The 22,286-nt window shown below is 71.4% G+C and carries 15 protein-coding genes; 7 read left to right on the top strand and 8 right to left on the bottom strand.

Annotation, left to right across the window (positions count from 1 at the left end; genetic code table 11):
* Positions 1–89: 89 nt before the first annotated feature.
* On the bottom strand, positions 90–746 hold the full coding sequence (locus SJY14_RS08345) for a TetR/AcrR family transcriptional regulator (RefSeq protein WP_071255416.1): 657 nt from the start codon (positions 744–746) through the stop codon (positions 90–92).
* A gap of 75 nt (positions 747–821) precedes the next feature.
* On the opposite strand from SJY14_RS08345, the gene SJY14_RS08340 reads away from it, so the two are divergent.
* On the top strand, positions 822–2,354 hold the full coding sequence (locus SJY14_RS08340; protein WP_071255513.1) for an MFS transporter: 1,533 nt from the start codon (positions 822–824) through the stop codon (positions 2,352–2,354).
* Between the two features lie 88 nt (positions 2,355–2,442).
* Here SJY14_RS08340 and SJY14_RS08335 read toward each other — a convergent pair whose 3' ends face one another.
* Positions 2,443–4,950 (bottom strand): glycoside hydrolase family 65 protein, encoded by a 2,508-nt coding sequence (locus tag SJY14_RS08335; RefSeq protein ID WP_396598672.1) that lies wholly within the window; start codon positions 4,948–4,950, stop codon positions 2,443–2,445.
* Positions 4,947–5,789, bottom strand: a complete 843-nt coding sequence (locus SJY14_RS08330; protein ID WP_071255414.1) for an HAD family phosphatase — start codon at positions 5,787–5,789, stop codon at positions 4,947–4,949. The genes SJY14_RS08335 and SJY14_RS08330 overlap by 4 nt, the downstream gene beginning before the upstream one ends.
* Positions 5,790–6,110: 321 nt before the next feature.
* On the opposite strand from SJY14_RS08330, the gene SJY14_RS08325 reads away from it, so the two are divergent.
* On the top strand, positions 6,111–9,545 hold the full coding sequence (locus SJY14_RS08325; protein WP_396598671.1) for an SNF2-related protein: 3,435 nt from the start codon (positions 6,111–6,113) through the stop codon (positions 9,543–9,545).
* Between the two features lie 37 nt (positions 9,546–9,582).
* Here the strand turns inward: SJY14_RS08325 and SJY14_RS08320 are convergent, their stop codons facing one another.
* Positions 9,583–9,882: a putative quinol monooxygenase gene (locus tag SJY14_RS08320; protein ID WP_071255413.1), complete on the bottom strand. Its 300-nt coding sequence runs from the start codon at positions 9,880–9,882 to the stop codon at positions 9,583–9,585.
* A 98-nt stretch (positions 9,883–9,980) separates the two neighbouring features.
* Positions 9,981–11,636 (bottom strand): molybdopterin-dependent oxidoreductase, encoded by a 1,656-nt coding sequence (locus SJY14_RS08315; protein ID WP_396598670.1) that lies wholly within the window; start codon positions 11,634–11,636, stop codon positions 9,981–9,983.
* 194 nt (positions 11,637–11,830) lie between these two features.
* On the opposite strand from SJY14_RS08315, the gene SJY14_RS08310 reads away from it, so the two are divergent.
* Positions 11,831–13,303, top strand: a complete 1,473-nt coding sequence (locus SJY14_RS08310; RefSeq protein WP_396598669.1) for an APC family permease — start codon at positions 11,831–11,833, stop codon at positions 13,301–13,303.
* A gap of 88 nt (positions 13,304–13,391) precedes the next feature.
* Here SJY14_RS08310 and SJY14_RS08305 read toward each other — a convergent pair whose 3' ends face one another.
* Positions 13,392–15,053, bottom strand: a complete 1,662-nt coding sequence (locus tag SJY14_RS08305; protein ID WP_396598668.1) for an alpha-amylase family protein — start codon at positions 15,051–15,053, stop codon at positions 13,392–13,394.
* A gap of 223 nt (positions 15,054–15,276) precedes the next feature.
* The gene (locus tag SJY14_RS08300; RefSeq protein WP_071255409.1) at positions 15,277–16,401 is read right to left on the bottom strand and encodes an SDR family oxidoreductase; all 1,125 of its coding nucleotides are present in this window, start codon (positions 16,399–16,401) and stop codon (positions 15,277–15,279) included.
* 112 nt (positions 16,402–16,513) lie between these two features.
* On the opposite strand from SJY14_RS08300, the gene SJY14_RS08295 reads away from it, so the two are divergent.
* Both SJY14_RS08295 and SJY14_RS08290 read left to right on the top strand, forming a co-directional pair.
* A complete protein-coding gene (locus tag SJY14_RS08295; RefSeq protein WP_396598667.1) occupies positions 16,514–16,951 on the top strand; it encodes a hypothetical protein in 438 nt (145 codons plus the stop codon).
* Positions 16,952–17,081: 130 nt separating this feature from the next.
* Complete coding sequence (locus tag SJY14_RS08290; protein WP_255364197.1) at positions 17,082–18,833, top strand: threonine/serine exporter ThrE family protein; 1,752 nt, start codon at positions 17,082–17,084, stop codon at positions 18,831–18,833.
* On the opposite strand, the gene SJY14_RS08285 is transcribed toward SJY14_RS08290, so the two are convergent.
* Positions 18,830–19,654, bottom strand: coding sequence for a site-specific DNA-methyltransferase (locus SJY14_RS08285; protein ID WP_071255405.1), 825 nt, complete (start codon positions 19,652–19,654; stop codon positions 18,830–18,832). The genes SJY14_RS08290 and SJY14_RS08285 overlap by 4 nt on opposite strands.
* A 107-nt stretch (positions 19,655–19,761) precedes the next feature.
* Between SJY14_RS08285 and SJY14_RS08280 the strand changes: the two genes are divergently transcribed.
* Both SJY14_RS08280 and SJY14_RS08275 read left to right on the top strand, forming a co-directional pair.
* Positions 19,762–20,265 (top strand): hypothetical protein, encoded by a 504-nt coding sequence (locus SJY14_RS08280; RefSeq protein WP_143048600.1) that lies wholly within the window; start codon positions 19,762–19,764, stop codon positions 20,263–20,265.
* Positions 20,266–20,325: 60 nt separating this feature from the next.
* Positions 20,326–22,119 carry a DEAD/DEAH box helicase gene (locus tag SJY14_RS08275; RefSeq protein ID WP_043594821.1) on the top strand — a complete coding sequence of 598 codons (1,794 nt, stop codon included), beginning with the start codon at positions 20,326–20,328 and terminating at the stop codon, positions 22,117–22,119.
* Positions 22,120–22,286 lie beyond the last annotated feature (167 nt).

The following is a 22,286-nucleotide window of genomic DNA, read 5'->3' as shown; positions in this document are numbered from 1 at the left end:
CCCGGTTCTGCCCGCCTCTTCATGAGGATTTCACATGAACGGAACCCGAGGGGAGGACCGAGGAGGCGCGGGCCCGGTCGGCCGCGAAGTCAGACCCGAGCGGTCTGGCGCACCCCCGCGGCGGGCAGCAACACACCGTCGATGAGCCCGACGAGGTAGTCGCGGTCGACGGGCTTCCGCAGGACGAGCACGCGGTACGACACCATCGACGGGGTGACGAGGGCGAGCGCTTCGATGTCGGTGTCGGCCGCGATCTCGCCTCGCTCGAGGGCCCGTCGCAGCAGCAGCCGGTTGGCCTCGGCGCGGGGCTGGACGATCGCGGCGTCGACGGCCTCGGCCAGCTCGGGCGTCGTCGAGAGCATCGTGACGACGCCCGCCATGACGCGCATCTTCTTCTCGGCGTCGTCGATGCTGTGCGGCTTGATCATGGCCACGAGGTCACCGCGCAGCGTGCCCGTGTCGGGCAGGCCGTCGAGGTCGACGGCGCCCTGCTTGAGGCAGGCCACCGCGTCGACGACGAGCTCGCCCTTGGACGCCCAGCGGCGGTAGAGCGTGGCCTTGCCGGCCTTGGCACGAGCGGCGACCATCTCGATGGTCATGCCCTCGAAGCCGGTCTCGGCGAGCACGTCGATGGTGCAGCGGAGGATCTCGGGGTCGCGACTGTGGTCGCGCTTGCGACCCGGTCGCGAGGGGGTCGCGGGGTCGCTCTCGGCGGGCGTCGTCGCCGCGCCTTCCCTGTCGGTCATGGGGGTGACTCTACATCGGATGTTTACGAAACTGCCTGTATCCGAAACTGGCGAGACTCGTATATGCTCGCGCTCATGTCTCAGGCCTCCACCTCCCCTGACGGCGCGATCCGCGCCTCCTCGTCCTCCCCCACCCCGCCGTCGTCACGCCGCTGGTGGACCCTCACCACCGTCGCCCTCGCCCAGCTGATGGTCGTGCTCGACTCGACGGTCGTGAACATCGCCCTGCCCGCCGCCCAGACCGACCTCGGCTTCTCGGACGGCGACCGGCAGTGGATCATCACCGCCTACTCACTCGCCTTCGGCAGCCTGCTGCTCGTCGGCGGCCGCGTCAGCGACCTGATCGGCCGCAAGCGCACGTTCATCATCGGCCTCATCGGCTTCGCCCTGGCCTCGGCCCTCGGCGGAGCGGCCGGCTCCTTCGGGTTGCTCGTCTTCGCCCGCGCACTGCAGGGTGCGTTCGGCGCGCTGCTCGCCCCGACCGCCCTGGCCGTGCTGACCACGACCTTCACCATCCCGAAGGAACGCGCCCGGGCGTTCGGCGTCTTCGGCGCCATCGCCGGTGCCGGCGGAGCCATCGGCCTGCTGCTCGGCGGGTTCCTGACCCAGTACGCGTCGTGGCGCTGGAACCTCTACATCAACGTCGTCATCGCGGCCGTCGCGATCGTCGGGGCCGCGATCTTCGTGTCGCACGTCACCCGCACCGGCCCGCGCCCGAAGCTCGACGTGCCCGGCACGCTGCTCGTCTCGGGTGCGCTCTTCTCGCTGGTCTACGGCTTCTCGAACGCCGAGACCCAGGGCTGGGACTCGCCCCTGACCTGGGGCTTCCTGGCGGCGGCCGTCGTGCTGCTGACCTCGTTCGTCGCGTGGCAGCGCCGCGCCGAGCACCCCCTGCTACCCCTGTCCATCGTGCTCGACCGCAACCGTGGGGCCGCCTACGCGTCCGTGACGATCGCGGGCGCCGGCATGTTCGGCATCTTCCTGTTCGTGACGTACTACCTGCAGACCTCGCTCGGCTACACGCCGACGAAGACCGGCCTGGCCTTCCTGCCGATGATCGCGATGCTCGTGCTCGCGGCCCAGCTGTCGACGAACCTCTTCGTGCCTCGCTTCGGGCCCAAGATCATGGTGCCGTTCGGCATGACCCTCGGCGTGATCGGCATGCTGCTGCTCACCCGGCTCGACCTCGAGAGCGTGTACGCCGCCGACGTGCTGCCGGCCCTGATGGTGCTCGGTTTCGGCATGGGCTCGATCATGCCCGCGTCGATCCAGACCGCCACGCTCGGCGTCGACCGCGGCCACGCGGGCGTCGCCTCGGCCATGGTCAACACGAGCCAGCAGGTCGGCGGGTCGATCGGCACGGCACTACTCAACACGCTGGCGGCGACCGCCGCGGCGAACTACGTCGCCGACCACCTGCCCGCGACCGGAGCCGTCGCGGCCGAGGCCGCCGTCACCGGCTACGCCACGGCGTACTGGTGGGGAGCCGGGTTCTTCGCCGTCGGCGCGGTGGTCGCGGCCCTGCTGTTCCGTCGCCGTGTCCAACAGTCGGACGACATCGACGCCTCGGCCTCGCCGGCCGTCGACGCGCCGGTCCCCGTGCACTGACGCGACCCGCTCGCGCAGACGACCCGCGCCTCCTCAGCCCTCGGGGCCGGGGAGGCGCGGGTCGTTTGCGCGACGGGCGTCGCGTCGGTCAGGACGCGGCTTCGTCCTCGTCGTAGCGGTCGACGCTGATCGTCGGGATCGACGCCGTGATGACCGAGCCGTCGGCCCGCATCAGGCCGCGCAGGTCGCTCGTCGTGGGGACGCGCGTCGTGATGCGCGGACCCTGACCGTCGAGGGCGACCCGCACCGGGGCGTCGGGGGTCACCTGGACCTCTTCACTGCGGACGGACACCGTCACCGTGTCACCCGTCTCGATCGTGAAGACGATCTCGTGCTGGGCGAGGTCCACCCGAAGGCGGCTGCCCTTGACGGCGACGCGGAACGAGAGCTCGTCCCAGTCGGCCGGCAGGCGCGGGTCGAAGGTGATCGAACCCAGCCAGTCCCGCATGCCGCCGTAGCCGTTGACGAGAGCGCTCCAGATGCCACCGGTCGACGCGACGTGCACGCCGTCGGACGTGTTCTTGTGCAGGTCGGCCAGGTCGACGTACAGCGACGACAGGAAGTACTGCTGCGACAGCTGGTGGTGGCCCACCTCGGCCGCGATGATCGACTGCACGACGCCGGACAGGGTGGAGTCGCCCGTCGTCAGCGCGTCGTAGTACTCGAAGTTGCGCAGCTTCTGCTCGGGCGTGAACTCGTCGCCCTGCAGGTACAGCGCGAGCACGACGTCGGCCTGCTTCAGCACCTGGAAGCGGTAGATGACCAGCGGGTGGTAGTGCAACAGCAGCGGACGCTTGTTCGCCGGGGTGGCCTCGAGGTCCCAGAGCTCTTTGTCGAGGAACTGGGCGTCCTGCGGGTGGATGCCCCGGTGGTCGTCGTACGGGATGTGCATCGCCTCGGCCGCGAGCTGCCAGCCGGTGATCTCGTGCTCCTCGAGGCCGAGTCGGGCCACCATGCGGTCGAACGCGACCGGCGAGTCGTCCTTCAAGCGGGTGACCGCCCGGACGGCCGCTCGAAGGTTCGCCCGCGCCATGACGTTCGTGTAGAGGTTGTCGTCGACGACGGTCGTGTACTCGTCGGGCCCGGTGACGCCGTCGATGTGGAACCGCTGGTCGCCGTTCGAGCGCCAGAAGCCGAGGTCGGCCCAGAGGCGGGCGGTCTCGACGAGGATGTCGACGGCGCCCCTCTGCAGGAAGTCCTCGTCACCCGTCGCCTGGACGTACTGGCTGAGCGCATGGCTGATGTCGGCGTCGATGTGGTACTGCGCCGTGCCGGCCGCGTAGTAGGCGCTCGACTCGAGCCCGTTGATGGTGCGCCACGGGAACAGCGCGCCTCGCTGGTTCAACTCGACGGCCCGGTCGCGGGCGGCGTCGAGCATGCCGAGGCGGAAGCGCAGGGCGTTGCGGGCGACGTTCGGCGACGTGTACGTCAGGAACGGCAGGACGTAGATCTCGGTGTCCCAGAAGTAGTGGCCGCCGTAGCCCGACCCCGTCACGCCCTTGGCGGCGACGCCCTGACCGTCGGTGCGGGCGGTGGCCTGGGCGAGCTGGAAGAGGTTCCACCGGACGGCCTGCTGGATCTCGGGCTGACCGGCCACCTGCACGTCGCTGCGCTGCCAGAAGTCGTCGAGCCAGGAGCGCTGGTGGGCGAAGATCTCGGACGTGGGCGTCTCGCCGGCCCGGTCGAGCGTGCGGTCGCAGCGGTCGGCCAGCTCGCGCGGGGGTACGCCGCGGCTCGTGTGGTAGCTGATCGTCTTGACCAGGCGGACCTTCTGCCCGGCCTGGGCCTTGACCCGGTAGACGTGCTTGGCGATGTCGTCGTCGATCTGCGACGACTGGTCCCACTCGGCGTCGGTCTCGATGCGGTGGTCGGCGCCGACCGCGATCGTCATGCCCGAGTTCGTCGTGCGGTAACCGAGGACGGCCCGCGTGCCGCCGTCGCGCTTGAGCACGGGCTGCAGCACGCGGTCCTCGAACGACTCGGCCTTGCGCGGGTCGAAGGCCTCGGCCGCGGCACGCATGCCGGCGTGGTACTGGTCGCCCAGGTCTTGGCGGTTCAGGATCTGGCTCGAGATGAGCAGCGACGCCGACGAGTCGAGCATCGTGACCTCGTACTCGATGACGACGAGGTGGCGGTCCTCGAAGCTGACCAGGCGACGACTCGTCACGAGGACGCGCTTGCCCGAGGGGGTGCGCCAGTCGATCTCGCGGACGAGCACGCCGTCGCGGAAGTCGAGTCGCCGGGTGTGGCGCAGGATGTCGGCCTCGAACAGCACGAAGGGCTCGTCGTCGACGTAGAGGCGGATCACCTTCGCGTCGGGCACGTTGACGATCGTCTGGCCGACCCGGGCGAACCCGAAGGCCTCTTCGGCGTGCCGGATGGGCCACGTCTCGTGGAACCCGTTGACGAAGGTGCCGAACGAGTGGCCGCCGCGACCCTCGTCGGGGTTGCCGCGCATGCCGAGATAGCCGTTGCCGACCGCGAACACGGTCTCGGTGAGGCCCTCGTCGCCCTGGATGTACTCGTCCTCGACGAAGGCCCATTCGTCGACGGGGAACCGCGAGCGGTCGAGCGGGTCGGACGTGATGTGGTTCACGACTGTGCCTCCGTGGTGCCGGTGGTGCTGGTGCTGGTCGAGGGGGTGCCCGGTGTCGCCTGGTCGGGGTTCGGAGCCGAGGAGGCGCGGGTTCGGTCGAGCGCCTCGACCAACGTTCCGAGGTCGTCGACCACGAGGTCCGCGCCGAAGTCGAGCAGGGTCTGCGCGCCCGTGCCGCGGTCGACCCCGAGGACGAGGCCGAAGGCACCACGACGACCGGCTTCGACACCGGACTGCGCGTCTTCGACGACCACGCAGTCGTCGGCGGTGAGACCGAGGCGGCGGGCGCCCTCGAGGTACGTGTCGGGTGCCGGCTTGCCGGTGATGCCCTCGGCCGCCGCCACGACACCGTCGACGATCACGTCGAACCGGTCGCGGAGACCCGCGGCCTCGAGCACCGGCACGGCGTTGCGCGAGCTGGAGACCACGGCGACGCGGACTCCCTCGGCGATGGCCCGGTCGAGGAAGGCCACCGACCCCGGGTACGGCGTCACGCCGTTCTCGGCGAGCTCGGCGGCGAAGGCCGCGTTCTTGCGGTTGCCGAGTCCGCAGACGGTCTCGGTGTCGGGGCCGTCGTCGGGCGAGCCCTCGGGCAGGACCACGTCGCGGGCGGCGAGCATGGCACGTACGCCGTCGTACCGCGGGCGGCCGTCGACGTGCTCGAAGTAGTCGGCCTCGGTGTAGGGCGCGAGGTCGTGCGCCGCGAAGTACTCGCCGAAGAGGCGAGACCACGCGCGCATGTGGACCTCGGCGGTCGGCGTCAGGACGCCGTCGAGGTCGAACAGCAGGGCGTCGAGGTGGGCGAGTCGCGAGGCGTCGCGGGGCGTGGCGGAGGACACGGGGTGCCGATCCCTTCGAGCGTGGGGGCAGGGTGAGCGACACCGGGGCGACGACGGCCCGATGCCGGTGAGGCGGGAACGATGCGGGGGTGGCACGACAGGGGTGAGCGGGGATGGTGCGGACCGCCTGCTGCGCCGTCGGGGGTGCGGCGTGAACCGCACGGGTCAAGTGTGGCACCGCTCCGCCCGCACACCTAGCCACCCGACCGGGGTGTGGAGCACCGTGGCCCTGGGGACGGGACGACGGGCCGGGCCATGGGCCCGTGTGGACGTTCCCGGCACCTGTGGACGGAGCCCGAGGTGTCGGCGGCGGCTGACATCATGGGCGACATGGACCTGGGCGACGAGTTCGACGTGCACGGCGGCTTCGTCGCCGGCGACGGCACCGCGACTCGTGACGCCGACGACGACGAAGTCCACTCGACGGCCGTGCCGCTGGTCGACGCCGTCGACGTCATCCGGCTCGTCGGGCCCCGTGCCTTCAACCGGGCCAAAGAGTACGTCCGCGACGCGGCCGTGCTCACCACGGAATGGCACCCGGCCGACGAGCGCCTCGAGGGCACCGTCCAGGGCGCCGAGTCGACGCCGTACCAGGTCGTCGTCGACCTGCGGGCGACCCGCGGCGAGTACAGCCGACCGGTCCGCAGCCGGTGCACCTGCCCGATCGGCGGCGACTGCAAGCACGTCGCGGCGACGCTGCTGCAGAGCAACTCCCGGGCCGTGGCCGATCGCAGTGCTCCGACACCCACCGTCGACGACTTGACGACCGGGGGCGTGACCGCGCTGGGCGCTGCACGACCCGGCACGGGCGTGGCCGACTGGCGGTCGACGGTGGGGGCGATCGGGCAGCCGACCCGCGCCTCCTCGGCCCGGACGACGCGCATGGGTCTGCTGTTCGAACTGCGCGACCGGGCCCACTCGACCCGAGGGCGCGCGGTCGCGCCCTCCGCCCGGCGTCAGGGCGGACCGACGGTGCAGCGACTCGGCGTGCGGCCGGTCACCCTGAGCGGCACGGGCAACTGGGTGCGGGGCAACCTCACCTGGTCGTCGTTGCCCTACCAGCTCAACCGGCTCGCCATCGAGCCCGAGCACCACGCCTGGTTCGGCCAGTTCGCGGCCCTGCACCGGTCGGCCGTCTCGACCTACACGCCGGGCGACGCCGACTGGCTGTTCGTCGACGACTTCGGCAGCCCCCTGCTCTGGCCGCTGCTGGCCGAGGCCGAGCGCCTCGGCATCTCGCTCGTGACGGGCAAGCGCTCGACCGACGTCCTCGTCGGTGACGAGGCCCGGGTCACCGTCGACGCGGTGCGCGGCGACGACGGCTCGATGCTGCTGACCGCCGGGGTCACCGTCGACGGCGTGGCTCGTCGTGCCGAGTCGACCGGTGTGATCGCCGACCACGGGGTGTGGTGCGTCGCCCACGAACCCGCGCTGACCTTCACCCTCGCGCCGACCGCGGCTCCGCTCGACGACGAGCAACGCCGGCTGTTGACCGTCACGCCCGAGGTGGTCGTGCCGGCCGCCGACTCCGACGAGTTCCTGCGCGACTACTACCCGACCCTTCGCCGGCGCGTCGACGTCGTCAGCTCGGACGCCTCGATCGAGTTCCCGACGATCGTGCCGCCCGTGCTGACGCTCACGGTCGCCTTCGAGAAGGGACAGGCGATCCGCCTGACGTGGGGGTGGACGATCGACGGCACGCTGCGGCCGCTGACGGCGCATTCCCCCGTCCCCGACCTGGGCGAGCTCGACGTCGTCCCCCGCGATCAGGTGCTGAAGGGGGTGACCGCAGCCGAGTTCGCGACCGGCACGCTGCCCGCCCTCGAGGCGCGAACCGACCTGCAGGTCGACCTCGTCGGCACGCGACCCGATTACCGCGAGCTGACCGACGAGCCACGTCTGACCATCACGACCATGCCGACCGACAAGCGCGACTGGTTCGACCTCGGCGTGCTGGTGACCGTCGAGGGACGGACCGTCCCCTTCACACCGCTCATCACCGCCCTCGCGAAGGGGCGGAAGAAGCTGCTGCTCGTCGACCACTCCTACCTCTCCCTCGACCACCCCGCCTTCGACGAGCTGAAGAGACTGATCGACGAGGCGTCGGCGCTCGACGAGTGGCAGGTCGCCCCGCGCATCAACCGCTACCAGGCGAGTCTCTGGTCCGAACTCGACGAACTCGCCGACGAGACCTTCCCCGCCGCCGAGTGGCAGCAGGCGGTCGGTGGGCTCCTGGCCCTCGCCGACGCCGGCGGCCTCGAGGCCGCCACGGCGATCCCCGTGCCGGCCGCGGTGGACGCGACCCTGCGCCCGTACCAGCACGAGGGGTTCGCCTGGCTCGCCTTCCTCCACGACCAGGGACTCGGTGGCGTCCTGGCCGACGACATGGGGCTCGGCAAGACGCTGCAGACACTCGCGCTCGTCGCACACGTGCGCGAGACCGAACGAGCCCGGGCCGGCGACGCCGCCGCGTCCCCAGACGCCGCCGTGTCGGACGGTCCGAGCAACCCGTCCGCACCCTTCCTCGTCGTCGCTCCGACCTCGGTGGTATCCAACTGGGTGGCCGAGGCCGCACGTTTCACCCCGGGGCTGACCGTCCGGGCCGTGACCGCCACCCAGGCGAAGGGCGGGCGGGGGTCGGTGCACGACCTCGCGCAGGGCGCCGACGTCGTCGTGACCTCGTACGCACTGTTCCGCCTCGACTTCGCCGCGTACCAGGCTGAGGGCTGGGCGGGGTTGATCCTCGACGAGGCGCAGTTCGTCAAGAACCGCGCCTCGCAGGCGCACCGTTGCGCGGTCGACCTCGACGTGCCGTTCAAGCTCGCGATCACCGGCACGCCGCTCGAGAACAGCCTCACCGACCTGTGGTCGCTGCTGCACGTCGTGGCGCCCGGTCTGCTCGGCAGCAGCGTCCGGTTCGCCGACGACTACGTCAAGCCGATCGCGACGGGTGAGGCACCCGACCTGCTGCAGAAGCTGCGCAAGCGCATCCGACCGTTGATGATGCGCCGCACGAAAGAGCAGGTCGCCTCCGACCTGCCGGCCAAACAAGAGCAGGTGCTGCGCGTCGACCTCGACCCCGCGCACCGCGACCTCTACGACGCCTTCCTGCAGCGTGAACGGCAGAAGCTGCTCGGCCTGATGGACGACCTCGACCGCAACCGGTTCATCGTCTTCCGGTCGCTCACCCTTCTGCGACTGCTGTCCCTCGACGCGTCGCTCGTCGACGAGGCCTACGACGACATCCCCTCCGCGAAGCTCGACCAGCTGCTCGACGAACTCGAGGACGTCGTCGCCGAGGGGCACCGTGCCCTGATCTTCAGCCAGTTCACGACCTTCCTGCACAAGGTCGCCGCGCGACTCGAACGACGCGGGGTCGCCTTCGAGTACCTCGACGGGTCGACCCGGCGTCGGGGCGAGGTGATCGACCGGTTCAAGACGGGCGACGCCCCGGCGTTCCTGATCAGCCTCAAGGCCGGCGGGTTCGGGCTCAACCTCACCGAGGCCGACTACGTCTTCATCCTCGACCCGTGGTGGAACCCGGCGACCGAGGCCCAGGCCGTCGACCGCACGCACCGCATCGGCCAGACGGACAACGTCATGGTCTACCGGATGATCGCCAACGACACCATCGAAGAGAAGGTGCTGGCCCTCCAGGCGCAGAAGTCGCAGCTCTTCGACGCCGTCATGGACGACGACGCCGTGTTCAGCGCGGCACTCACCGCCGACGACATCCGCGGCCTGCTCGACGCCTGACCCGCGCTGGGCCGGGCCGGGCCGGCCCGGCGGGACCTCAAGCCAGCGACACCGTCTCGGCGAAGGTGCGGGTGGTCGGCGGGGCGAGCAGCACCTCGGGCAGACGGTTGGCACCCTCGGGCGTGGCCCGCCAGGCGACGTAGGCGTCGTGGTCGGCCGACGACGCCCAGGTCTCGACGACGATCATGACGGACGGGTCGGCGTCGTCGATCAGCACCTCGAGCCCCTCGCAGCCGGGCCAGGCACGCGTGGCGACGAGGGTCTCGCGGGCGATCTCGTGGGCGAGGTCGAGCCGGGCGGGGTCGACGTGGAGTTCGAGGTGGACGATGGTGGGCATGGTGGTTCCTTCGATCGGGCGGCGGCGCCGGGAGCGGGCCGCGCGGCGGAGGGGCCGCGACCTCCCACCCTGGCACCCGCGCCTCCTCGTCCGCCGGGTCAGGCGACGTCGACGGTCACGCGGTGCCACCCCTCGGCACCGTTCGGAGCCGGCTGCACGTACGCCTCGGGCTGCCACGTGCCGTCCGCGCCCTGCGCCCGCACGTCGATGGTGTGCGACCCCGACCCGGCCGCCCCGGCGTCCCACCGGTAGACCCACTGGCGCCAGGTGTCGGCCGACACCGAGTCGGCCAGCGTCGCGTCGAGCCACGAGCCGCCGTCGATCCGCACCTGGACCGCCTCGACCCCGGTGTGCGGCTGCCAGGCCACGCCCGCGATGGAGACCGTCCCCGCGTCCACCGATCCCCCGTCTCGGGGCACGTCGATGCGCGATTCGAGCTTGACCGGCCCGAGGGCGTCCCAGCCGCGCGGCGTCCAGTAGCCCTCGGCGTCCGCGAAGCGCGTGACCTCCATCTCGACAACCCACTTGGTCGCCGACACGTAGCCGAACAGGCCGGGCACGACCATCCGCACCGGGAAGCCGTGTTCGAGCGGCAGCGGCTGGCCGTTCATGCCGACCGCGAGCAGCGCGTCGGTGCCCTCGTCCTGCAGCACGTCGAGCGGGGTGCCGGCCGAGAAGCCGTCGACGCTGCGCGACAGCACCATGTCGGCGCCGCCGTTCGGGCCCGCCCGCTCGAGCAGCGAGCGGATCGGGTAGCCGAGCCAGAGCGCGTTGCCGATGAGGTCTCCACCGACGTCGTTCGAGACGCAGCTGAGGGTCGCCATGTGCTCCTCGAGCGGCAGGGCGAGCAGCTCGTCGAACGAGATCGACACCTCGCGGTCGACCAGGCCGTGGATGCGCAGGCTCCAGTCGGCCGGGTCGATCGACGGCACCTGGAGGGCCGTGTCGATGCGGTAGAAGTCGGCGTTGGGCGTGACGTAGGGCGTGATGCCCTCGACGTCCAAGGAGGCGCCGGCCGGCACCGCGGCCTCGGTCACGCTCGCGCGCGGCAGCGTCAGGGCACGCTGCAGCGCCGCCGCGTTCGCGCGGCCCGCGTTCACCACGCGCGCCCCCGTGCCGACGACGACCGCGGCCACGCCGGCCACCACCGTGTAGGTCAGGAACGACCGGCGCTCGAGCCCGGGCCCGCGCAGCGGCGGGACGGGCTGCGTCTGCTCGGCCCACCCGGGCGACGTCGAACGGACCCACCGACGCAGGCGCGAGGCGAGCTTGTCGACGAGCAGCACGGCCGCGAAGGTGCCGACGAGGCTCGGGATGGCGTCCACCTGGCCGGCGTCCGCGCGGGTCAGGACCGCGATCACGGCGAGCGCCCCGCCCGCCACGAAGGCGATCTTGCCGATCGGCTGGCGGCGGTACTCGCCGTAGCCGGCCGCGCCGGTGATGACGACGAGCAGCACGCCCATCAGCACGAAGAGGGCGACCTTGTCGCCGGTGTCGAACAGCGACACCATGGTGTCCTTCACGCCGGCCGGGGCGAGGTCGATGACGGCGGAGCCGACGGCGAAGAGCGGGCTGCCGGTGGGTCCGGTGACGAGGGCGACGACCTCGGCGGCGGCGAGGAACGCGGCCATCGACACGATGCCGGCGAGGGCGGCCCACAGGCCGGCGGTGCGGGGGGTCATCGGGTCGGGGGCCCCGGGCGTCGGGGCGGGGCCGGGCGTCGCCGACTGGGGTGGGGACAGGCGGACCGACATGGGCTCAGGGTACGACGCGTGGCTCGGGAACCGCCTGCGTCCCCGTGTGCCGGCCCGCGCCTCCTCGCCGTGGGGCGGACGCCCTCGCACGTTTCGGGGCCGTGACGATGTGCGGCCTCCTCTTCCGTCGCCGCGACGACGGGAGCAGGATGACCGGAACGCCCGAGACACACCGATGCGCCCCGGAGGTCAGCATGTCGACGACGAACCAGCAGCCCGCGAACCGGCCGCCCACGAACCAGGCCCAGCCGCCCACGACCGACACGGGTGAGAGTCCCACCGAGCTGAAGCGGGCCATCGGCCCGAAGCTGCTGTTGCTCTTCATCGTCGGCGACATCCTGGGCACGGGCGTCTACGCCCTGACCGGGCAGGTCGCGGCCGAGGTCGGCGGTGCGGCCTGGTTGCCGTTCCTGATCGCGTTCGCCGTGGCGCTGGTGACGGCGTTCTCGTATCTCGAGCTCGTGACGAAGTACCCGCAGACCGCCGGTGCGGCCCTCTACGTGCACAAGGCGTTCGGCATCCACTTCGTGACGTTCATCGTCTGCTTCGTGGTGATGTGTTCGGGCATCACGAGCGCGTCGACGGCGTCACGGGCGTTCGCGGCCAACCTGGCGGCGGGCATCGGCGTCGAACTGTCGAACTCGGCCGTGATGCTGATCGCGATGGCGTTCATGCTGCTCGTGATGGCGGTGAACTTCCGCGGCGTGAGCGAGAGCGTCAAGGCGAACGTCGTGCTCACCCTGATCGAGCTGTCGGGCCTCGTCATGGTGATCCTGATCGGGTTCTGGTTCATCGCCGGCGGCAACGCCGACTGGGGCCAGGTCGTGCTGTTCGAGACGCCCGGTGACAAGTCGTTGCTCCTGAGCGTCAGCACGGCGACGTCGCTCGCGTTCTTCGCCATGGTCGGCTTCGAGGACTCGGTCAACATGGCGGAGGAGACGAAAGACCCGAGCCGCATCTTCCCGAAGGTCATGCTGACCGGTCTGGGCATCACCGCGGTGATCTACGTGCTCGTCTCGATCTGCGCCGTGGCGATCGTGCCGATCGGCGAACTGGCCGACAACGAGACACCGCTGGTCACGGTGGTGAACACCGCTGCCCCGGACTTCCCGATCGGCGGGCTGCTGCCGTTCATCTCGATGTTCGCCGTCGCGAACAGCGCGCTGATCAACATGATGATGGCCAGCCGACTGCTCTACGGCATGAGCAAGCAGGGCGTCCTGCCGGGCTTCCTGGGCAAGGTGCACGCCACACGGCAGACCCCGTGGGCGTCGATCGTGTTCACGACGGCGCTCAGCCTGGTGCTGATCGGCTACGTCTCGCTGTCGCCCGAATCCCCGATCGTGGCCGTGCTCGGCGGCACGACGTCCCTGCTGCTGCTGTCGGTGTTCGCCCTGGTCAACGTCGTCGTCCTCGTGTTGCGGCGCGACACGGTGACGCACAAGCACTTCCGGGCGGGCACGGTGCTGCCGATCATCGGCGTCGTGGCGTGCCTCTGGCTCGTGCTGCCGGTGTCCTCCGGTCGCGGCGCCGAGCAGTACACGATCGCCGGCGGCCTGCTCGCGATCGGCGTCGTCCTCTGGCTCGTGACATTCGTCTCGCGCCGCGGCCGGCCGGTGCCGAGCGACGCGATCGTCGACGCCGAGCGCGCCGACCCGCGGGCGTAGAGGGCCTGAGGCGCGGGTCGAGGACGCAGGAGGCGCGGCGCCGGTCTCGACACCGGCACCGCGCCTCCTCGGGGCTGGGGCCCGTCCGCTAGACGAGCCGCTTCTCGCCCGGCCGCAGCACGCGTAGCCACCGGAACCCGTAGCCCTCGAGCTCGATCCGCAGGTGGCCGTCGGTGGTCGGCGCCTCGGGCGTGGCGAGGTCGGCGAGCAGGTCCACGACGCGCACCGAGCCGTCGAGACCGAGCACGCCGAGGTCGAGGTCGACCGAGCGGCCGTCGGACGCGAAGTTGTGCACGGCGACGAGCGTGCCCGTGCTGCCCACGACGGCGTGGCCCAGCACACAGTGGTGACCCGTGCCGAGCATCGTGAGGGTGCCCCAGCCGATCTCGGGCGACGCCCGGTAGTGCCGGACCAGGTTCTGGACGAAGCGCAGCATCGAGTCGGGCTCATGGCGCTGACGCGAGACGTTGACGTGCTCGGGCGCCCACCCCTCGGCCCCGACGGGCGCGACCAGGTCGTCGGCGTCTGCTCGTGAGAAGCCGCCGCCGGCTTCGTCGGTCCACTGCATGGGCGTGCGGACGGCACCGCGACCCGGCACGGCCGGGTTCTCGCCCAAGCCGATCTCTTCTCCGTAGAACAGCACGGGCGCCCCGGGCGTCGAGAACATGAGGCTGTAGACCATGCGGACGCGACGAGGGTCACCGTCGAGCATCGGTGGCAGGCGACGGACGATCCCCCGGCCGTGGATGCGCTGTGACTCGAGCGGGGCGAACGCCTCGAACACCTCGCCGCGCTCGGACTCGCTCAGCTGGTCGAGGGTCAGCTCGTCGTGGTTGCGGACGAAGTTGCCCCACTGGTTGCCGCGTGCCAACACCGGTCGTGACGCGAGCGCGGTCGCGAGAGGCGCCGCGTCCTGTCGGGCGAGCGCCAGGTACAGGGCCTGGTTCGCGACGAAGTCGAACTGCATCGTGAGCTCGTCGCCGTCGTCCTCCCCGAAGAACGCGACCATCTCGTCGTAGGGCAGGTTCACCTCGCCGAGCATCATCCCGGTGCCGCTGCGCCGCGACACGTACCCGCGCAGAGCGCGCAGGAACTCGTGCTCGGCGCCCTCCTCGGTGTCGATCAGGTGCGGCACGGCGTCGACGCGGAACCCGTCGACGCCGAGCTGCAGCCAGAAGCCGATCACCTTGGCGATCTCGTCGCGCACCTCCTGGCGGTCGGTCGCGAGGTCGGGCTGGTGCGAGTAGAACGAGTGCCGGTAGTACCGGCCGGCCGTCTCGTCGTACGACCAGACGCCGTCCTCGACGTCGGGGAACATGTTCTCGGGCTGGTCGTCCGGTACGTCGTCGCGCCACTGGTAGTAGTCGTGGAAGCGACTGCCGGGGTCGTTGCGAGCCGCCTGGAACCACGGGTGCTGGTCGCTCGTGTGGTTCACGACGAGGTCGACGATCACGCGCATGCCGCGGTCCTTGGCGGTGCGGACGACCTCGACGAAGTCGCCGAGGTGGCCGTAGCGCGGATCGACGCCGTAGTAGTCCGAGATGTCGTACCCGTTGTCCTGCTGCGGCGACGGGTAGAAGGGCGCCAGCCAGAGGCAGGTCACGCCGAGCTCGGCGAGGTGGTCGAGGCGGTGCGCGAGACCTTCGAGGTCGCCCACCCCGTCGTCGTTCCAGTCGAGGTAGGTCTCGACGTCGAGGTTGTAGAAGACGGCGGTCTTCCACCACAGGTCGCTCGTGTCGGTGACCCTCATCGGGTAGGGCCGATCGCCGTCGCCGGCGTGGCGCAGGCGGTGGACGGGTGGGCGGCGCAGGAGGCGCGGGTCGGGCGGGTCATGTCGGCTCCGTCTCGGATGGGTCGCTTTCGCCGACCGTACCGACGCCCGGGACGCGCGGCCCTGGCCATCCTCTGTGCATCCCCCGTGCGGCCCCCGCACCCGCCCTGCCGCCGACCCGCGCCTCCTCGGCCGATCGCGCCTACGGGATGAGGCGGGCGGCGCGGTACCGCTCGAACAGGTCGACGAACGCCTGCTCGGTGCGGCGGTACCGGGTGAAGCCGGCGTCGCGGGCCTTGCCCATGTCGGTGACGACCTCGATGTCGCGACCGAGGTCACCGTCGGTGTGCCACCACGAGGCGACGCGCGACAGCTCGGGCTCGGCGAGGTCGTGCTCGGCGACGAGGTCGCGCCACTCCTGCTCGAGGCCGACCATCTGCTGCTCGAGCGGCCGCGGCTCTCCCTCGAAGCCCTCGACGAGCGCGGGGTCGATGCCGAGGTGGCCGGCGAGGCGCGGCCACAGCCAGCGCCAGCGGAAGACGTCGCCGTTGACGACGTTGAACGGCTCGTCGGCACCGGCCGGGTCGGTCGCGGCCCAGATCATCTGCTCGGCGAGGACTCCCGCGTCGGTGACGTCGACGAGCGAGTTCCACTGCGTCTCGCTGCCGGGGAAGACGAACGGGCGGCCGAGGCGCTTGCTCAGCGCCGCCTGCACGGCGATGGTCAGCCCCATGTTCATGGCGTTGCCGACGGCGAACCCGATGACGGTGTGCGAGCGGTGCACCGACCACGTGAAGCCCTGGCGCTCGGCGGCGGCGAAGAGCTCGTCCTCCTGCGCATAGTAGAAGTTCGGGTAGGGCAGGCGCTCCTCGTCCTCGTGGAACGGCGTGTCGGGCATGTTCCCCGTGCCGTAGGCCTCGAACGGGCCGAGGTAGTGCTTCAGCCCGGTGACCAGCGACACGTGGCGCACCGGGGCGTGGTCGAGCGCGGCCAGCAGGTCGCGGACCATGGCGCCGTTGACGGCGATGTTCTCGGCCTCGGTGTCGCGCTTCTGCCACGCGGCGAAGAACACGTGCGTCGGCTTCGCGTCGGCCAGCGCAGTGCGCAGGCTCTCGGCGCTCGTCAGGTCGGCGGCGATGCCCGTCACCCCCGCGGACGAGGAGGCGCGGCGCGAGAGGGCGAGGACGTCCCACCCCTCGCGCGTCAACTGCTCGACGAGGGCGGTGCCGGTGATGCCGCTGGCGCCGACGACGAGGGCGGTGCCGGGGACGCTTTCACCGGCGGCGGTCGGGGTGCTGTCGGTCTGGGGTGTCTCGGTGGTGCTCATCCGTGGTCCAAGCCGCGCGCGCCTCCTCGCATTCCCGTGTCGGCTGATCGACCCGTACCCCGGGCCCCGCCACCTGACAGGCCGCCGGGCGCGCCGAGCGTACGGTCGGCCCATGGATCAGGACACGAACGAGCCCACGGACCGGACGCCCGAAGAAGAGGCGGCCGCACTCGCGCTCGCCGTCGTGTCGCAGGCCGCGGCCATCACGCAGGGCGACCCCGAGGCCGTGGAGGCCAGCGACGAGAACCTGCGCGAGGTCGTCGCCGAACTGTCCGACCAGCCGTTCACCCCTCGGCAGGAGGACGTCGTCGCGACCCTCGGCGTCGCCGGCGGCAGCCTCGCGGCCGGCCTGACGGCCGCCCTCGCCCACGAGAAGGGCGTCGACCCCGGCGTCATCCTCGGCTCGACCTCCCAGGCCATCGTGGCCCAGACGCAGTCGCCGTTCGTCGGCGTTGACGACGACATGGCCGACGCCGGGCGCGAGCGAGGTGACGCGGGTGAGCCGCGCGCCGACCGCGGCGACGACGACGACTCCGACCACGCGTCCTAGGGCCGCCGGCCTGCGCGACGTGACGGGCCCGGACGACCGGCGCCGCGCCTCCTAGACTCGACGGACGGGTCCGCGGGACCGCCTCGGCGGTGCCCCGGCCCGGCCGGTCGTGAGCGAGGAAGAGGTCAGCGTGTCAGACGCCAGGCGGCCCGAGCGGCCCACCCCGGTGAGGCCCCGCCCGCCGCGGGTGCCCAAGGCGCCGAAGGGCAAGCCGCGGGGTCCGGCCCAGTCACGACTGGTCAACCAGCTCGAGCTGCGCGACGTCCGGGCCCGGCTGCGCGGCACCATCTACGAGGGCACGACGCCCGAGCACGGCATCGGGGGCGACCTCTACTCGCCGCGTCAGATCGTGGACTTCTGCCTCGACCTGGGCGACGTCATGCTGTCGTCCGGGGCCGACGTCCGCAGCACCGAGGTCGCGATCGTGGCCGTCAGCACCAAGTGGAACCTGGCCCCGCTCGAGCTCGACATCACGGGCACGGCGATCACCATCCAGTACGCCCCGGCCGGCGAGAACCCGCTGGTCAAGACCCGGGTCATCTACGCCGAGGGGTCGAACCTGCACCGGCTGTCGCGGGTCTACCAGATCGTCGACGACCTGCTGCACGACGACCGCGACATGACCGAGGCGGTGGCCGGCCTCGTCGAGGTGCTGAAGTCCCCGCCCCGCTGGCCGTCGTGGCTGACCGATCTGGCGATGGGCCTGCTCGGCGTGTCCGTGACCCTGCAGGCCGGCGGCACGTGGCAGGCCGCCGTCGGTGCCTTCGTGGTGATGATCGGCATCATGGCGTCGGGTCGCGGGCTGACCGCCCGCGGCATCCCCCAGTTCTTCGTGATCGGCCTGCAGGCCGCGTCCACGGCCGCACTCGGCACGCTCGGCATCTGGGCGGGGCTGCTCACCCCGGGAGGCGCCGCGGCGATGGTCGCGGCCGTGGTCGTCCTCGTCCTGCCGCACCCCACGATCGTCACCTGGGCGCAGGACGCGATCTCGGGCTTTCGGTCGATGGCCGTCGGCCGCGCCCTGGTGATCGGGCTGATCGTCGCGGGGGTGGTCTGCGGCATCCCGGCCGGCCTCGCCGTGACCGCCCGGTTCGCGGACATCGAGGTCGATCCGACGAACATCACCCTGCAGGCGCTGCCGCTGTGGCTCTCGCTCATCTCGAGCTTCGCCGCGGCGTCGGCCAACTCGATCGCCCAGGGGTCGACCGCCCGCATGATCCCGATCACGATCGGCGTCGCCCTGGTCGGCAACCTCTCGCTCTTCACCCTGCGGCACCTCGGGTTGCCGCTGATGGGAGCGACGTTCGTCGCGGCGACCTTGTTGGGTGCGCTCTCGACCGTGGCCGCGGCACGTCTGCGGACGGCGGCGACGGTCATCGCCGTGCCGGCGTTCTGCGGGTCGTTGCTGCCGTCGCTCGCCGTGGCCTCGTCGCTGCTGAACTTCATGGCGGGCAACGACGGCGCCGAGGTCGACTTCGTGTTCTCGATGCTCACGACGCTGGCGATCGGTGCCGGACTCGTCCTCGGCAGCCTGCTCGCGACCCCGGGCGCCCGACGGTGGCTGCGCCGGGCCAAGCGCGTGCGGGTGCAGTCGGTGCACACGGACACGACGCCGATCAGCGTCATCGTGCCGACGGTCGCCGCGGAGACGTCGGCCGCGCCGACGCCGCCGGTCGCGCCGCCCGCATCGCCTGCACCCGCGATCAGGACCGCGCCGATCCCGGTGGCTCCGTCCGCCTCCGAGAGCGCCTCGGAACCGGCGCCCGCCCCGGAGCGGCCGCGCCTCGCGGACCCCACCTCACCGCGTCTGCCCGGGGTCGCCCTCTCGACACCGGTCCGATCCGTCCCACCCGCGGTGGACCCCGCGACCTCGAGCGACTAGCGCTCTGCCCCGGCCGCCAGCCCGCGCCCGGTGTCTCCGCGCCCCGGCAGCTCGACCTGGGCGTCCTCGCCCTCGAGGCGGCGGATGATCGGGCCGACGTCGCCGATCTCGGCACCGACCCAGTGACGGTGCATCTTCTCGGCCACGGCGTAGGTGGTGCCCGACCCGCCGAAGGGGTCGAGGACCAGGTCGCCGGGTTCGGAGCTGATGGTCAGCACGCGCTCGAGGAGCTTCTCGCTGAGCTCGTTCGCCCCTCGGGTCTTCGTCGCCCGGTGTCGCACCGGGGGGATGTCGAGCCAGACGTCGGTCAGGTTGATGCCGTCGGGGTGCAGCTTGCTGCGGTGGCCGCCGTAGTCCTTGATGTCTCGGCCGCAGTGACGGCAGACCTGGATCGGGAGGCGGGGTCGGACGAAGCGGGACGGCTTGCCCTTGCTGTAGTAGAGCAGCGAGTAGTGCGACGGGTAGAGCTTGTTGGGGATCGGCAGACCGTACTTGATGTCGACGGCGACCCAGTGACGGAAGGTCATGCCCTCGCCGTTGAGGACGTGGCCCAGCTCGATGTTCCAGCGGGGGAGGTTGAAGAGGTAGAAGGACCCGCCCGGCCGCAGCACCCGGACGCACTCGGCGATCCACCGGCGGCACCAGGCCAGGTAGGCGTCCTCGTCGAGCGAGTCGTCGATGCCCGCCCCGTAGACCTTGCCCAGGTTGAACGGCGGATCGGCGAACACGAGGTCGACCGACTCGTCGTCGAGCTCGGCGAGGACCTCGAGGCAATCGGCCTGGAAGAGCCGACCGCTGGCGGTGCGGTACGTCGGTTGCACGTCGTCCTTCGGGGTGTCGCGGGGCGGGATCGGTCGTCGAGAAGACTACTTCGGGCCACCGACGTCGAGGTCCGCCCGTTGGGCAGACGACCGGTAGGCTAACGACCGTGTCGTCCCCTGCGAGGAAGCAGATTCCGTACTCGAGGCGCCCGCGACCGGTCGACGAGGTGATCGTGCTCCGCCGCCAGGGGCGGCTCCCCCTCGACGACACGCTCGAACCCGACGACCCGATCCTGCAGCCGCGGCGTCACCCTCGGCGAGCTCCCCCGACGGTCTACGTCCATCGCGAGCCGATCCCCCACCGGCCGGCCCTCGCACTCGCTCTGTCGGCCGTCGCCACCGCCGGGTACGTCGCGTGGGGCTGGGCCGAACTGCACGAGGGAGCCGCCGAGTTCCCGCTCGACCTCGCTCGGGGCCGACGAGCATCGGCGCCGGTGGTCGGCCTGACCTCGGCTGCCTTCGCCGTGACGGCCCTGCTGTCGGCCACCGTCGGGCGACGGCCGGGCCGATCACGGGCCCTGCGCCGGGTCGCCGTGACGACCTCGGCACTGGCCACGGTGATCGTCGTGGCCACGCTCGCCGTGGCGCTGCTGCCCCCCGCACCGGCGTGACTCGACCCGCCTCGCGGGCGAGAGCAACGGCGGAGGCCCCGGACAAGCTACCGTTGCACCATGAGTGACACCACCGAGCAAGCCCCGAGCGACGCCACAGAGCAAGCCGACACGACGCCGACGTTCGCCGATCTGGGCTTGAGCGACCAGGTCCTGAAGGCCATCCGTGAGATCGGCTACGAGACCCCTTCGGCCATCCAGGCCGCCACGATCCCCACCCTGCTCGACGGCCGCGACGTCGTCGGCCTCGCGCAGACCGGCACCGGCAAGACCGCGGCCTTCGCCCTGCCCATCCTGTCGCGCCTCGACGTCTCGGCCAAGAAGCCGCAGGCGCTCGTGCTGTCGCCGACGCGCGAGCTCGCGTTGCAGGTCTGCGAGGCGTTCGAGCAGTTCGCCTCCGGCATGCGTGGCGTCCACGTCCTGCCCGTCTACGGCGGACAGGCCTACGGCGTGCAGTTGAGCGCCCTGCGCCGCGGCGTCCACGTCGTCGTCGGCACGCCCGGTCGCATCATGGACCACCTCGCCAAGGGCACCCTCGACCTCAGCGAGCTCAAGTACCTCGTGCTCGACGAGGCCGACGAGATGCTCAAGATGGGCTTCGCCGAGGACGTCGAGACGATCCTCGCCGACACCCCCGACGACAAGCAGGTGGCGCTGTTCTCGGCCACGATGCCGCCGCAGATCCGTCGCATCTCGAAGCAGTACCTGAACGACGCCGAAGAGATCACGGTCAAGGCGAAGACCACCACCTCGGTGAACACGACCCAGCGCTACCTGATGGTGTCGTACCCGCAGAAGGTCGACGCCCTGACCCGCATCCTCGAGGTCGAGAACTTCGAGGGCATGATCATCTTCGTCCGCACCAAGAGCGAGACCGAGACCCTCGCCGAGAAGCTGCGCGCCCGCGGCTACTCGGCCGCGGCCATCAGCGGTGACGTCGCCCAGGCCCAGCGCGAGCGCACGGTCAACCAGCTGAAGAGCGGCAAGCTCGACATCCTCGTGGCGACCGACGTCGCAGCCCGTGGTCTCGACGTCGACCGCATCAGCCACGTCGTCAACTACGACATTCCGATCGACACCGAGTCGTACGTGCACCGCATCGGTCGCACCGGCCGTGCCGGCCGCAGCGGTGCCGCGATCAGCTTCGTCACGCCGCGCGAGCGTCGTCTGCTGGGTGCGATCGAGAAGGCCACCCGCCAGCCGCTCACGCAGATGCAGCTGCCGACCGTCGAGGACGTCAACAGCACCCGGCTCACCCGCTTCGACGACGCGATCACCGAGGCCCTGTCGCAGGACAGCCGCATCTCGGCGTTCCGCGACATCATCAGCCACTACGTCGAGCACCACGACGTGCCCGAGGCCGACGTCGCCGCCGCTCTCGCCGTGGTCGCCCAGGGCGAGACGCCCCTGCTGCTCGACCCGAAGGACGAGCGACCGCAGCGCGACGAGCGTCCGCTGCGCGAGCGCGACGACCGTGCCCCGCGCGGCGGCCGCGACGACGACCGGGGCGAGCGCCGCGAGCGCGGACCGCGCACGTCGAAGCCGATGACGGCGTACCGCATCGAGGTCGGTCGTCGTCACCGTGTCGAGCCGCGTCAGATCGTGGGCGCCTTGGCGAACGAGGGCGGCCTGAGCCGCGACGACTTCGGGGCGATCCAGATCCGTCCCGACTTCTCGGTCGTCGAACTCGCCTCGGACGTCTCGACCGACATGCTCGACCGCCTGAGCGACACCCGCATCAGCGGCAAGCTCATCGAGATCAAGCCCGACCGCCGAGGAGGCGCGCCCCGCCGCGACGACCGCCCCGACCGGTCGCAGGGTGGCGAGCGGCCCGCCCGCAAGCCTCGCTACTAGACACCCGGCCGCACGGCCCACGACGCCGACCTCGCCTCCCGCCTGGTCGGCGTCGTCATGTCCGGTCGGCTCGGCGGCGAGTCGGCCCGTGACGGTCGCGCACGGGCGACGTCGTGGTCCCCCGGCCCGTCGGAAGCACCCCTCGGGGACGACGTCGCCCGTGAACC

The sequence above is a fragment of the Frigoribacterium sp. R86507 genome, from assembly GCF_044597695.1.
In the GTDB taxonomy this organism is placed as follows: Bacteria; Actinomycetota; Actinomycetes; order Actinomycetales; family Microbacteriaceae; genus Frigoribacterium.
Note: the sequence above shows the minus strand (reverse complement) of the source record. Positions and strands in the feature narration are given on the sequence as shown.